This is a genomic window from Rhizobacter sp. Root1238, assembly GCF_001425825.1.
GTDB lineage: Bacteria > Pseudomonadota > Gammaproteobacteria > Burkholderiales > Burkholderiaceae_C > Rhizobacter.
On sequence record NZ_LMDM01000047.1, the window covers coordinates 289,778 to 302,349 of the forward strand.

General features: G+C 68.2%; 11 protein-coding genes and 1 pseudogene. 7 read left to right on the forward strand and 5 right to left on the reverse strand.

Going from position 1 to position 12,572, the window contains the following annotated elements; genetic code table 11:
• Positions 1-57 precede the first annotated feature (57 nt).
• The 7 genes from ASC98_RS25390 (at position 58) to ASC98_RS25420 (ending at position 9,629) form a co-directional block, all read left to right on the forward strand.
• Positions 58-1,614 (forward strand): XrtA system polysaccharide chain length determinant, encoded by a 1,557-nt coding sequence (locus tag ASC98_RS25390; RefSeq protein WP_056812646.1) that lies wholly within the window; start codon positions 58-60, stop codon positions 1,612-1,614.
• A 157-nt stretch (positions 1,615-1,771) separates the two neighbouring features.
• Positions 1,772-2,758 carry an XrtA-associated tyrosine autokinase gene (locus ASC98_RS25395; RefSeq protein WP_056812643.1) on the forward strand — a complete coding sequence of 329 codons (987 nt, stop codon included), beginning with the start codon at positions 1,772-1,774 and terminating at the stop codon, positions 2,756-2,758.
• A 5-nt stretch (positions 2,759-2,763) separates the two neighbouring features.
• A complete protein-coding gene (locus tag ASC98_RS25400; RefSeq protein ID WP_157598056.1) occupies positions 2,764-4,362 on the forward strand; it encodes a TIGR03016 family PEP-CTERM system-associated outer membrane protein in 1,599 nt (532 codons plus the stop codon).
• 7 nt (positions 4,363-4,369) lie between these two features.
• Positions 4,370-6,511 carry an XrtA/PEP-CTERM system-associated ATPase gene (locus ASC98_RS25405; RefSeq protein ID WP_056812638.1) on the forward strand — a complete coding sequence of 714 codons (2,142 nt, stop codon included), beginning with the start codon at positions 4,370-4,372 and terminating at the stop codon, positions 6,509-6,511.
• 3 nt (positions 6,512-6,514) lie between these two features.
• A complete protein-coding gene (locus tag ASC98_RS25410; protein WP_056812636.1) occupies positions 6,515-7,390 on the forward strand; it encodes an XrtA system polysaccharide deacetylase in 876 nt (291 codons plus the stop codon).
• Between the two features lie 111 nt (positions 7,391-7,501).
• Positions 7,502-8,290, forward strand: coding sequence for a YdcF family protein (locus ASC98_RS25415; RefSeq protein WP_056812633.1), 789 nt, complete (start codon positions 7,502-7,504; stop codon positions 8,288-8,290).
• Positions 8,244-9,629 (forward strand): nitrous oxide reductase family maturation protein NosD, encoded by a 1,386-nt coding sequence (locus ASC98_RS25420; protein ID WP_157598057.1) that lies wholly within the window; start codon positions 8,244-8,246, stop codon positions 9,627-9,629. The genes ASC98_RS25415 and ASC98_RS25420 overlap by 47 nt, the downstream gene beginning before the upstream one ends.
• A gap of 15 nt (positions 9,630-9,644) precedes the next feature.
• Here the strand turns inward: ASC98_RS25420 and ASC98_RS25425 are convergent, their stop codons facing one another.
• The 5 genes and pseudogenes from ASC98_RS25425 to ASC98_RS31190 form a co-directional block, all read right to left on the reverse strand.
• Positions 9,645-9,929 carry a hypothetical protein gene (locus ASC98_RS25425; protein WP_056812626.1) on the reverse strand — a complete coding sequence of 95 codons (285 nt, stop codon included), beginning with the start codon at positions 9,927-9,929 and terminating at the stop codon, positions 9,645-9,647.
• 197 nt (positions 9,930-10,126) lie between these two features.
• The gene (locus tag ASC98_RS25430; protein ID WP_056812623.1) at positions 10,127-10,402 is read right to left on the reverse strand and encodes a hypothetical protein; all 276 of its coding nucleotides are present in this window, start codon (positions 10,400-10,402) and stop codon (positions 10,127-10,129) included.
• Between the two features lie 13 nt (positions 10,403-10,415).
• Complete coding sequence (locus ASC98_RS25435; protein WP_056820551.1) at positions 10,416-11,375, reverse strand: RHS repeat domain-containing protein; 960 nt, start codon at positions 11,373-11,375, stop codon at positions 10,416-10,418.
• Positions 11,360-11,839 (reverse strand): hypothetical protein, encoded by a 480-nt coding sequence (locus tag ASC98_RS30855; protein WP_157604846.1) that lies wholly within the window; start codon positions 11,837-11,839, stop codon positions 11,360-11,362. The genes ASC98_RS25435 and ASC98_RS30855 overlap by 16 nt, the downstream gene beginning before the upstream one ends.
• A pseudogene (locus ASC98_RS31190) lies at positions 11,721-12,572 on the reverse strand (hypothetical protein); the annotation flags it as partial. The gene ASC98_RS30855 and the pseudogene ASC98_RS31190, both read right to left, overlap by 119 nt.

Genomic DNA, 12,572 nt, shown 5'->3' on the forward strand with positions numbered 1-12,572 from the left:
GGGCCATTCCGCCGACGCCCGGCATCGCGGGTCGCCGGCCCCTCCAGAAGCTACAAGATGAATGAGTTGACCCGTCAGATCTCGATCGTGCTGCGCACGGTCTGGCAGCGCCGCTGGCTGGCGGTGGCCGTCGCCTGGGCCACCGCCGTCGTGCTGGCGCTGCTGGTGTGGGTGATCCCCAACCGCTACGAAGCCACCGCGAAGCTCTTCGTCGACACCCAGTCGGTGCTGAAGCCGCTGATGGCCGGCCTCGCGTTCCAGCCCGACCTCGACCAGCAGGTGCGCATGCTCGCGAAGACGCTGCTGTCGCGCCCGAACATCGAGCGCCTGATGAGCGACCCGGGCGTCGGCCTGGGCACGCTGACCGACCTGAAGCGCGAACAGGCGATCGACCGCCTGAGCTCGCGCATCAAGATCGAGCACAGCGGCGGCAACCTGTACCTGATCAGCTACCGCGACGGCGACCCGAACCGCGCGAAGGCGGTGGTCGACGGGCTGGTCAACCTGTTCATCGATTCCGGCAACGACTCGAAGCAGCGCGACTCGCAGGACGCGAGCCGCTTCATCGACGAGCAGATCAAGGCCTACGAGGTCAAGCTGGTCGAGGCCGAGAACCGCGTGAAGGACTTCAAGCTGCGCAACTTCGGCGTCTCCGGCGTGTCGGGGCAGGATTACTTCGCCCGCATGTCGGTGCTGACCGATGAAGTGGGCAAGCTGCGCATGACGCTGGCCGCGGCCGAGCAGTCGCGCGACGCACTGAAGCGCGAGCTGTCGAGCGAAGAGCCGAACGTGGCGGTCGACGCACCGGCACCGGCGGTGCCGATGGCGATGCAGACCGAGATCGATTCGCGGCTGGACACCCAGCGCCGCTCGCTGGACGACCTGCTGCGCCGCTACACCGACGCGCACCCCGACGTGATCGCGGCGCGCCGGATGATCGTCCAGCTGGAAACGCAGAAGCGCCAGCAGGAGGCCGAGCGCGCGAAGGCGGCGGCCAAGAGCGGCGGCCGCGTCGCGTCGTCGAACCCGGTGTACCAGCGGCTGCGCATCGCGCTGGCCGAGGCCGAGGCCAACGTCGCGTCGCTGCGCAGCCAGCTCGGCGGCCAGCAGGAGCGCCTCGACCAGGTCAAGGCCACCGCCAGCCGCGTGCCGCAGGCCGAAGCCGAGCTCGCGCAGCTGAACCGCGACTACGACATCATGCGCAAGCAGTACGACATGCTGGTCTCGCGCCGCGAGGCGGCCTCGCTCGGCCTGAAGATCGACCAGTCAAAGAGCATGGCCGAGTACCGCCTCGTCGAGCCGCCCCGCGTGCCGGCCAAGGCGGCGTTCCCGGACCGCACCGCGCTCGCCGTGGTCGCGATGATCCTCGCGCTGGCCGCCGGCGGCGGTGCCGCATTCGGCATGGGCAAGCTCTACCCGACCTTCGACACGCAGGAGGCGCTGCAGGCCTTCGCGAAGCGCCCGGTACTGGGCACCGTGTCGCGCCATCTGTCGCTGGCCGCCGAGCGCGCGCAGCGCTTCGACCTCATCCGCCTGTCCGGCGCGATGGTGGTGTTCATGGCCCTGAACGTGACCTGGATCGTTCTGCTCGCGGGCGGCATCCAGCCCCACTAGATATGGACCACCCCCGAAACGCCTTCGGCGTCTCCCCCTCAAGGGGGCGCCGCCAGCGGCCCGGCAGAGCCGGTTCCGCGGCGTCCGCTGGATTTTCACAGCGGAGTGCGTCGGTGAAGACGTTTTGGCTCGCTGAAAACCGGATCACTGCCAGACCATGAGCATCATCGAACAAGCCACCCGCCGCCTGGAGGAACTGCGCCGCGCCGGCATCGACGTGCCGAGCTGGGCGCCGAACGCCACCGAGCCCGGCTTCGGCCCGGTCACCGGCGCAGGCACCGCGACGCTGCCGGCCGGCCTCGCGCCGCAGGCCCCGGCTGCCCGCACCCCGGTTGCCGATCCCATCGAGCTCGCGCCGCGCACCGTCGCCCGGCCGACGCGCGCCGACCGCGCGCCGACCAACGCCCGCTCGCGCGAGGTGCAGATCGACCTGCGCCGCCTCGCGGCCGAGGGCTACCTGACGCCGGACGATCCGCGCATGGGCCTCGCCGAGGAGCTGCGCGCCGTCAAGCGGCCGATCATCGAGCATGCGCAGGCGGCCCGCGAGGCCGGCAAGGCCGGCGGCAACCTGATCTTCGTGACCAGCGCGCTGCCGGGCGAGGGCAAGACCTACAACGCGATCAACCTCGCGATGAGCATCGCGATGGAAGTCGACCATTCGGTGCTGCTGGTCGATGCCGACGTGGTGCGGCCATCGGTGATGTCGCGCCTGGGCGTCGAAGCCGAACTCGGCATGCTGGACGTGCTGACCAAGCCGTCGCTCGACCTGTCCGAGGTGCTGATGCGCACCAACATCCCGAAGCTGTCGCTGCTGCCGGCCGGCCGGCCGACCGACCAGTCGACCGAGTTGCTGGCCAGCGTCGCGATGGAGCGGCTGCTGGCCGACCTGGCCGACCGCTACTCGGACCGCATCGTGATCTTCGACGGCCCGCCGCTGCTGGCCACCAGCGAATCGCGCGTGCTGGCGGCGCGCATGGGCCAGGTGCTGATGGTGGTGCAGGCGCAGAAGACCGCGCAGAGCTCGGTCGCGCGTGCGTTCGCCGATGTCGAGGCCTGCGAGACCGTGTGGTGCGTGCTGAACAAGGCCGCCAGCCAGCGCGCGTCGGCCGGCTACGAACGCTACCCGCAATACCGCCGGACTTGAACGACGTGCGCTCGAGCCGACGGACCCTTCGCACCACTGGCCCGGCCCGCGCGCTGCTGGCAGCGCCCCTGCTGGGCTGCGCATTCGGCGCGTGGGGCCAGTATTCGGGAGCGCCGGTGGCCGCGCCCGGCACGGCCACCACGGCGGCACCGGCCGGCACCGGCGCGTTCGGCAGCATCTCGGCACCGTCGGCCGCCGCCGCCGCGTCGGCCCCGGCCGGCCCGCCGCCCGCCACCCACGTCGTGTTCGCGATCGATTCACGCCTGGTCCACACCGACAACGCGACGCCCGACCTCGGCGTCAAGCAGGGCGACACCGTGCTCGAGGTGCAGCCGTCGGTGGTGTTCGAGCGCCGCGGGCCGCGCATCACGCTGAGCGGCAACGCGGCGGTCAGCAGCCTGAGCTACCTGAACGACAGCCAGCCGTCGCGCGTGCTGCCGCGCGCCCGCGTCGACCTCGCCTCGAAGGTGGTCGAGGACTGGGCCTACTTCGACGCCTGGTACCGCATCGACCCGACCTTCGACGACCCGTATGCGACGCGCCCCGAGGCCGCCACCTCGTACAAGCTGGAGCCGCGCCGCCGCTACGGGCTGAGCCCGTACCTGATGCACCGCTTCAACGAGCTGGATTCGATGCTGGCACGTGTCGACTACACGCATGCGCGCATCACCGACTTTCTGACCAAGCAGGTGCGCACCACCAAGGGACTGGACAAGCTCGTCACGTACGAGCACGCGCCGCGCAGCTTCGGGCTGCAGATCGAGGTGAAGGCGCACGACGAGAGCGACGACTTCACGCAGGGACAGACGCTCAGCACGCGCGAGGCGCGGCTGTGGCTGAACTGGCAACCGCAGCCGCAGCTGGTGCTGGGCATCGTCGGCGGGCGCGAGAAGACCTCGCTGCTGGCCGACACGCCGACCGACACGCTGTACGGCGGCCGCGTGACCTGGCGGCCCGACGAGCGCAGCAACCTGCGCGTGACGGTCGAGCACCGCTACTTCGGCAACGGCTGGGACGCCGTCTACGCCCACAACTCGGCGACCACGACGATCGGCCTGCAGGCCAGCCGCACGGTGTCGAGCCAGGGCATCCCCGACAACGGCGTGCTGCCGCCCGGTAGCGCGTCGCCGGTGCCGGTGGGCGGCGGCATCAACCCGGCCGCGCTGTATTCGGTGGTGGCGCAGCTGCGCGAGAGCGCCGGCTTCCAGGCCGCGCTGCAGGGCCGGCGCAACCGCATCTACCTGCAGGTCGGCTACCTGAAGCAGCAGGCGCTGCAGATGGCCGGCCAGACCAACATCCCCGACCCGTCGTACGACACCGAACAGAAATCGGCGTCGCTCGGCTGGGACTACAAGCTCGGGCCGCTGACCACGCTGACGGTGATCGGCGACGGCTCGCGCATCGAAGGGCTGGGCGGCACCAACCTCGGCCGCTACACGACGCAGTATTCGCTGCGCGTCGAGGGCTCGCGCACGCTGTCGCCGCACACCACGGCCACCATCGGCGCACGCCGCCTTACCGTCAAATCCAACAGCACGACGCTGACCTCGGTCGATCTCGACGGCGAGAAGGCCATCTACGCCGGGCTGCGCTACAAATTCTGAATCCGTCATGTACGAGTCCCACTTCGGCCTGAGCGGCCCGCCTTTCCAGCTGAACCCCGATCCGGCGTTCTATTTCGACAGCCGCGGGCACAGCAATGCGCTGGCCTACCTGAAGTTCGGCGTGCACCAGGGCGAGGGCTTCATCATCGTCACCGGCGAGATCGGCGCGGGCAAGACCACGCTGGTGCGCACGCTGCTCGAAGGGCTGGACGCCGACAACGTGGTGGCGGCGCAGGTCGTCAGCACCCAGCTCGAATCGGGCGACCTGCTGCGCGCCATCCTGACCGCTTACGGCGTGCCGACCGCGGGTGCGTCGAAGGCGCACCTGATCGCGAGCCTCGAAGGCTTCCTGACCGCGCTGGCCGCGAAGGGCCGGCGCGCGCTGCTGATCGTCGACGAGGCGCAGAACCTGAAGCACGAGGCGGTCGAAGAGCTGCGCATGCTGTCGAACTTCCAGCTCGGCAACCATGCGCTGCTGCAGAGCTTCCTGATCGGCCAGCCCGAGCTGCGCACGCTGCTGCAGTCGAAGTCGATGGAGCAGCTGCGCCAGCGCGTGATCGCGTCGTGCCACCTCGGCCCGCTCGACCAGACCGAGACGCGCGCCTACATCGAGCACCGGCTGCACCGCGTCGGCTGGAAGGACTCGCCGTCGTTCAGCGACGACGCGTTCGATGCGATCCACCGCTGGACCGGCGGCGTGCCCCGCCGCATCAACCGGCTGTGCAACCGGCTGTTCCTGGCCGCCTTCCTGTCGGGCAAGGACGCGATCGCGGCCGAGACGGTCGACCAGACCGCCGGCGAGCTGCGCAGCGAGATCGGTGAACTGGCCGACGTGCCGATGCTGATGTCGAACGCGGGTCATTCGACAAGGCCCGAGGTCACGATCCCGCCGAATCCGATGCTGCCGGTGCTGGACGCAGCGGTGGACATCGGCGCAGGCGTCGGCTCGAACGCCAGCCTCGGGGTCGTTCAGCGCTCGCGCAGCGGCAGCAAGCTGCAGCGCCCGCTGCTGTGCGTGGTCGACACCCGCACCGATTTCCTGAAGATCGGCGCGCTGTCGCGGGTGCTCGAGGAGTACGGCGACCTGCCGCCGGTGATGGCGGTGCAGCCGGGCACCGAAGAGGGCCTGGCGATCGGCGCGGCCGGTGCCGCGGTGCTGCCGCTGCCGAAGATGGAGATCCACCTCGGGATCGGCTCGATGGGCGTCGCGCACGGCTCGGCCGCGGCGCTGACGCGCTTCGACGAGGTGCTGGCCGAGTTCATGCCGAGCGCGGTGCTGGCGGTCGGCAAATCGGATTCGGTGCTGATGTGCACGCTGCTCGCCAACAAGCGCGGCGTGCCGGTGCTGCGGCTCGACGCCGGACAGCGCAGCACCGGCGGCAGCGCCAGCGCCGAGATGAACGGCGTGCTGATCGACCGCGTGGCCGATGCGCTCTACACCAACAAGCTGCTGACCTACTACACGCTGTACCGCGAAGGCATCCCGTCGGACCGGGTGCATTGCGTCGGCAGCCTCGCGGCCAACCTGCTGCACTTCGGGCTGCCGCACGCGGTGCCGCCGCTCGAATCGTTCGCCCGCGCCAAGCTGTCGCCGGTGGTGCTGAACGACCCGCGCGGTTTCGGGTTGGTGAGCCTCGCGCTGCAGCCGAAGGCGATGGACGAGCTGCTGCCGATGCTCGCGACGCTCGGCCGCGAGTTGCCGCTGGTGTGGCCGCTGCGCGAGGATGCGCTGGTCGCGCTGAAATCGACCGGGCAGGAAGCGCGGCTGGCCGATTCCGGCGTCATCGTGATGCCGGCGCAGGGCTACCTCGAAGAGATCGGGCTGCTGCAGCAGGCGCGCTGCCTGATCGCCGGCAGCGAAGGCGAACTGGTCGAAGAGGCGGTGACGCTCGGCGTGCGCAGCATCACGCTCGGCAACGACCGCAGCGGCACGCCGGTGGCCGATCCGTCGAGCATCGTCGTCGGCCGCAACGTCGATCAGGCGCTGAAGGCGGTGCGCGAGATCCTGCTGACCGAATCCGCACGCGTCGACGTGCCCGAGTACTGGGATGGCGGCACCGCCAGCCGCATCGCCAAGCACCTGCGCAGCTGGCTGCCGGCATCGATGCGCGTCTCGTCGACCGCGCGCGCTGCCGAATCCGTCCGCTGACCCATGAACAAGACCCCGATCACCAACGCCCTGACGGTCGACGTCGAGGATTACTTCCAGGTCTCGGCACTGGCGCCGTTCATCGCGCGCGACCGCTGGGATTCGATCCCGTGCCGCGTCGAGGCGAACGTCGACCGCTTGCTGAAGCGCTTCGACGAGAACGGCGCGAAGGCCACGTTCTTCACGCTTGGCTGGATCGCCGAGCGCTACCCGCAGGTGGTGCGCCGCATCGTCGCCGACGGCCATGAGCTGGCGAGCCACGGCTACGGGCACCAGCGCGCCAGCGAGTTGTCGCGCGAGGCGTTCGCGCAGGACGTGACCCGCGCCAAGCGCATCCTCGAAGACATCGCCGGCGTGCCGGTGATCGGCTACCGCGCGCCGAGCTTCTCGATCGGCGCCGACAACCTGTGGGCCTTCGACGTGCTGAAGGAAGCGGGCTACGTCTACAGCTCCAGCGTCTACCCGGTGCAGCACGACCACTACGGCATGCCGGACGCGCCGCGCTTTCCGTACCAGGTGCGCGACGGGCTGACCGAGCTGCCGATCACGACGGTGCGTGCGCTCGGGCGCAACCTGCCGGCGGGCGGTGGCGGCTACTTCCGTTTTGCGCCGTATGGCGTGTCGCGCTGGGCGATCGACCGCTTCAACCGCGACGAGAAAGCCCCGGCGATCTTCTACATGCACCCGTGGGAGATCGACCCGCTGCAGCCGCGCGTGCCCGGCCCGGGGCTGAAGACGCGCTTCCGGCACTACGTGAACCTGCACCGCACCGAGAGCCGGCTGGAGCGCCTGCTGGGCGATTTCCGCTGGGGGCGGATGGACAAGGTCTTCGGCATCGAGAAATCCGTTCGCCCTGAGCTTGTCGAAGGGGCGGACTGAGCTTGTCGAAGGCCTGGCGCGCTGTGGCACCGACCCTTCGACACGGGCCCTCGACCAGCTCGGTCCCTGCTCAGGGCGAACGGACACTCGCGGCCTTGCGAGGCTGACGCCATGCGCTCCGTCCTGACCGATCTGGTCCACCTGCTGCTCGCGATGCCGCTGTACCTGCTGCTCGGCCTCGCATGGCTGGGCGTGCGGGCCTGGCGCGCGAAGGCCGGGCGACTGCACCGCTGGCGGCACGGCATCGTGCTGCTCGGCGTGCTCGTCTACGCGATCTCGATCCCCGCGACCGCGAACACGCTGCTTGCGCACCTGGAAGCCTGGTGGCCGGTCCCCACCGACGCACAGCTGCAGGCCCTGCCCGGCGCCGACGGTCCGCGCATGCTGGTGCTGACGGCCGGCTGGTTCCGCAAGACCGACACCGGCTACCGCGTCGTGATGGGCGCGGCCAGTTGGGAGCGCACCGAGAAGGCCGTCGAGCTGCACCAGCGTTTCGGCGGCCGGCTGATGTTCACCGGTGCCCCGCTGCCCGACGGGTCGGACTCGGTCGCGCAGCACATGGCCTCGGCCGCGCAGCGGCTGGGCGTGCCGGCATCGGCCATCGGCGTCGAGACGAAATCGGTCAACACCCACGAGAACCTGCTGTTCAGCGAGCGCCAGTTCGGCCTGCGCGCGCAGGGCCGGGTGCTGCTGCTGACCAGCGCGATCCACCTGCCGCGTTCGGTGGCCGCGGCGCATGGCGTCGGGCTGGACGTGCTGCCGTATCCCTGCGATTTCCGCGCCGACACCGCGCTGAAGTGGCAGCATTTCGTGCCCAGCAACGAAGCGCCCGGTGCGCTCGAGGAGGTGCTGCATGAGTGGCTTGGCCTGGCGATGTATTCGCTTCGCGGGTGGCTGTAGCGCCGCGCTGATCGGGGCGCTGGTGGTCGCGGGCACCACGCACGCGCAGCCGCGCAGCTTCGTCGTCGCGCCCGACGGCACCGACCGCGCGGTCGGCACGCTCGAGGCGCCGCTGCGCACGCTCGATGCCGCAGTGCAGCGCGTGAAACCCGGCGACACCATCGAGTTGCGCGCCGGCACCTACGACGGCGCGGTCATCCGCAACCCCGGCACCGAAGACGCGTGGATCACGCTGCGTGCGCATGCGAAGGAGCGCGCGGTGATCCAGGGCACCGGCCGCGGGCCGGCGATCTACTTCTACCACCGCACCTGCGACGAGGAGGCGCCGAAGGGCACGGTGTGCCAGCCGATGTACTGGGAGGTGCGCGGCCTCGAAGTGCGCGGCAGTGCCGACGGGCAGGAGGAGGGCTACACGGTGAAGATCGACACGCCGCGGGTGCGCCTGGTCGACAACGACCTGTGCTGTTCGCGGGCCGACGTGGTGAAGCTGGTGCGCACCGCCGACGACGTGGAGATCCTGCACAACCGCATCCACCACCCGGCCGCGAAGATCGGCGACAACGCGCAGGGCGTCGACATCGTCGGTGCCGACCGCACGCGCGTGGCCTTCAACCATGTGCATGACATCCCGTCGATCGGCCTGTATGCGAAGGGCAATTCGAGGAACACGGTGTTCGAGTTCAACCGCGTCGAGCGCACCTGGTCGAACGCGATCATGCTGGGGCAGGAGACCGACGACGACCGGCTGGTCGACGGGCCGTACGAGACCTACGACGGCGTGATCCGCGACAACGTGGTCAGCGAGGTCGGCTGGGCCTGCCTCGCGACCTCGTCGTCGCTGCGCGCGCGCATCCACCACAACACCTGCTGGAACACCGGGCTGCTGACGCATGGGTCGGTGCTGGTGTCGAACGAGTCGGAGATCCACCAGGGCGGCACCGACGTGGCGATCACCAACAACCTGATCGTCGGCGGCTCGAAGCTGCCGTTCATCCGCATCACGTCGGACGCGATGAGCGATGCGCGCACGCTGGTGATCGACCGCAATGTCTATGCGACGCGCAGCGGTGCGCCGGGGCTGTTCAGCTGGGAAGACAAGCGGGTCGAGAAGGTCGGGCTGGAGCGTTGGCGCGACGCGACCGGGTTGGACCGGCACAGCGTCGTGCTGCCGTCGGTGGAGGGGTTGTTCGTCGACATGCAGTCGCTGCAGCCGAAGGCGGGCGGGGTGGCATGGGATGCGAAGCTGATCGCGGAGCCGGCGGTGGCGGGGTGCCCGCCGCGGGCGGTGGTGGGGGCGCGGGCGGCGTGTCCGGTGGAGGGGGTGGGGCCGCGGCCTTGAGATCGCCTGGGTGCTTCAGGCGGGAGGTGGCTCTGTCTTGATCACGTGCCCGAGGATCAACCGATCGTTCAGGATCGTCGTGAAGCTCCAGGCCGACTCCAGGCCGTCGAGCAGGGAGAGCCGGGCCGCGTCTGCTTCGTGTTCGATCTCTTCGGCCACGCGGTTGGAGTCGGGCCCGAAATCCTTGTCGATGCGGATCGTCTTGCACCAGGCCGAGAGTGCTGACTCCTTGGTGGCTGCGCTGGTCTGCGAGACATAGGTGCCGCCGCCGAATTCGAGAATGATGGTGTAGAGATTCATCGGTCGGCCTTCATGGAAGTTCTTGCGAACTGTTCATGGCATCCGTGCCTCGTCGATCACGATGCCGAGCTTGAGATACGCAAGGCAATAGCCTCTGAATGTTCAGCATCCACATTCCTTCAGGTTGACCACGAGCACGGAGTTCATGGGTCTCAATGTGGATCAGGATCGTTCCGTAGCACTTGAGTTGGGATCCGCTACTCTTTTCTGGTGCCCACGGACAGGCAAACGAGGATCGATGGCATCAGAATGCTCAAGACACCCAAGATGATCCATGAGGGATCGGCCCGTACCGTGAAGACGTAGCGGGCTGAGAACAGGAGCGCCGTTCCCGCTGCCAGTGATGCAATGCCCGTCGACCACCATATGGCCTTGCCACGGAGCGCCTTGACTGCGGCAGCGACGAGCGTCACGACAAAGACCAGCACTTCAAGGCCGAAGGCGGCAGCGCTGACGAAGAATCCGGTTTCCATGCTGTGCTCACATTCAATTCAAACAACTGCAGTTGCCGCTCTTGATGGCGTCAAGAATTTTCTGGACGGTAAGTCCTTTCAGTTCCGGCGTCAGGTGAGCGAGATCCTCAGGTGAGTTGTTCCCATGCTGATAGGGTTGGCTTTGCCTATTCAACACATCACCGGCACGAGGATCCCAGACTTGAAATCCTCTGTGCTGCGGTGACGTGGAATCCATGATCGGGTGCAGCGCTTGTCCCAATGAGTAGTAGGCGCTGAGTCGATTCTTGGCCACGGCCGAATCCTTGAGGGCGTTATAGGTCGCCAAGTTTCTACGGATGAACTCGCAGGCTCTCCCCCGGGCGTTTTCGATGCTTTCTCCCGGCCCCCGCATGGCGTGCATGTACGAGCCATCGCCCAATTGATTCGCGAGGCCATCAACTGCTTCGCTTCCACCCTTGATCTTCGCGAGAAGCAGCGGTGAGAGCCCGGGAAATGCAGCGTCAATGATCGCGCCATGCGCATCCGTTGCCCACAACCCATTGGGATCGACCCATGACAGAGGATTATTCTGGACATATGAGTACGCGCTGACACCTCCAGCCAAGCCGATCGGATCGCTCTGGACGTAGCCCCGGGACGGATCGAACTGTCGGAAGTAGTTGTAAAACAGTCCCGACTCCGCATCCGCATACTGCCCCGGGAAGCGCAGGTTCTGAGTGAAGACGCCCAGGCCGCTCGGATTGTTCGCCGGTGCCGTCGTCCCGAAGGGCTCGGCCAGCCAGTGCCAACGCACCCGGTTGCTGGTGTCCACCAGCACCCTCGGCGCGTTCAGGTGGTCGGCGTGGATGTAGGCAATGAGCGGCGGGCCGCTCGCGTTGGCCGGGTCCGGCATGAACATCGCCACCGGGATGTTGTCCAGCCACACGTATTCGCGGATCGCCTGGCCCGTCTGGTCGTATTCGCCCAGCAGTTGGCCTACAGCCAGTGCCAACGCACCCGGTTGCTGGTGTCCACCACCACCCTCGGTGCATTCAGGTGATCGGCGTGGATGTAGGTGATGAGCGGCGGGCCGCTCGCGTTGGCCGGGTCCGGCATGAACATCGCCACCGGGATGTTGTCCAGCCACACGTATTCGCGGATCGCCTGGCCCGTCTGGTCGTATTCGCCCAGCAGTTGGCCTTTGAGGTCGTACACGAAGATGATCACCTCGCCGCTGCTCGTCACCTTGCGGATGCGCCTTCTGCTTGCGTCGTAGTCGTAGCTGCCGGTCACGCCCGCCTTCGTGATGCTTGCAATCGAGCCGTTCAGGCCGTAGGTCGCCGTGTAGCCCGCGGTGTCAACAGTCGTGTTGCCGGCGTTGTCGTAACTGAAGCTGCGTGCCGGGTTCGTGATGCTGCTCAGCCGGTTGCTCGTCGCCTCGGTGTTGTAGGTGCTCGGGATGCCGTTCAGGCTCACGCTGGTGCGGTTGCCGTTCGGGGCTGCTCAGCCGGTTGCTCGTCGCCTCGGTGTTGTAGGTGCTCGGGATGCCGTTCAGGCTCACGCTGGTGCGGTTGCCGTTCGGGTCATAGGCGATCGACCAGCTTGCTGCCGACGTGACAATGCTGGTCAGCCGGCTGTTCTCGTCGTAAGCGAAGCCCTGGTTCAGCGCTGGCTGCGGCGTGCCGTCGCTCGCGAGCAGGTGCGAGAAGCCGGTGATGCGGTCCGCCGCGTCGTAGCGCACGTCGCGCAGCACGTTGCCCAGCGGGTAGCGCACGATGCGACCGCTCAGGTCGAACAGCCTCGTGTGGTTCACCAGGCCGCTGGCCATGTGCCAGTCCCAGCCGCTCACCGGCCCGAAGGGTTCCCACTTCACGTTGCTGATCAGCGGGATGGGCGTGCCGCCTGCGGTCTGCGCCAGSCTCATGCCGATGAGTTCACCCACGTCGCGCGTGAGGATCAGCTGCCGCCCCGACGGGTAGGTGATGCTCATCAGGTCGCCGTGCGAGTAGGCGTACTTCACCGTCGTCTGGATCGGCACCGTGTTCGCACCGGCCTTCGCGTTCACCGACTGCACGGTCTCGGTGATCCGGCCCCGCGGGTCGTAYCGGAAGCGGGCRAAGCCGCTCGGGTGATCGATCCGGCTCACGTGGCCRATGCTGTAGCTGTAGTCCGGGCTGGTCAGGTCCCAGCTCCACGTGGTGGTCTGGCA

Excerpts from the sequence above, each read along its gene's own strand:
- ASC98_RS25390 (WP_056812646.1), top strand. The coding sequence starts at position 58 with ATGAATGAGTTGACCCGTCAGATCTCGATCGTGCTGCGCACGGTCTGG.
- ASC98_RS25395 (WP_056812643.1), top strand. The coding sequence starts at position 1,772 with ATGAGCATCATCGAACAAGCCACCCGCCGCCTGGAGGAACTGCGCCGC.
- ASC98_RS25405 (WP_056812638.1), top strand. The coding sequence starts at position 4,370 with ATGTACGAGTCCCACTTCGGCCTGAGCGGCCCGCCTTTCCAGCTGAAC.
- ASC98_RS25410 (WP_056812636.1), top strand. The coding sequence starts at position 6,515 with ATGAACAAGACCCCGATCACCAACGCCCTGACGGTCGACGTCGAGGAT.
- ASC98_RS25415 (WP_056812633.1), top strand. The coding sequence starts at position 7,502 with ATGCGCTCCGTCCTGACCGATCTGGTCCACCTGCTGCTCGCGATGCCG.
- ASC98_RS25420 (WP_157598057.1), top strand. The coding sequence starts at position 8,244 with ATGAGTGGCTTGGCCTGGCGATGTATTCGCTTCGCGGGTGGCTGTAGC.
- ASC98_RS25425 (WP_056812626.1), bottom strand. The coding sequence starts at position 9,929 with ATGAATCTCTACACCATCATTCTCGAATTCGGCGGCGGCACCTATGTC.
- ASC98_RS25430 (WP_056812623.1), bottom strand. The coding sequence starts at position 10,402 with ATGGAAACCGGATTCTTCGTCAGCGCTGCCGCCTTCGGCCTTGAAGTG.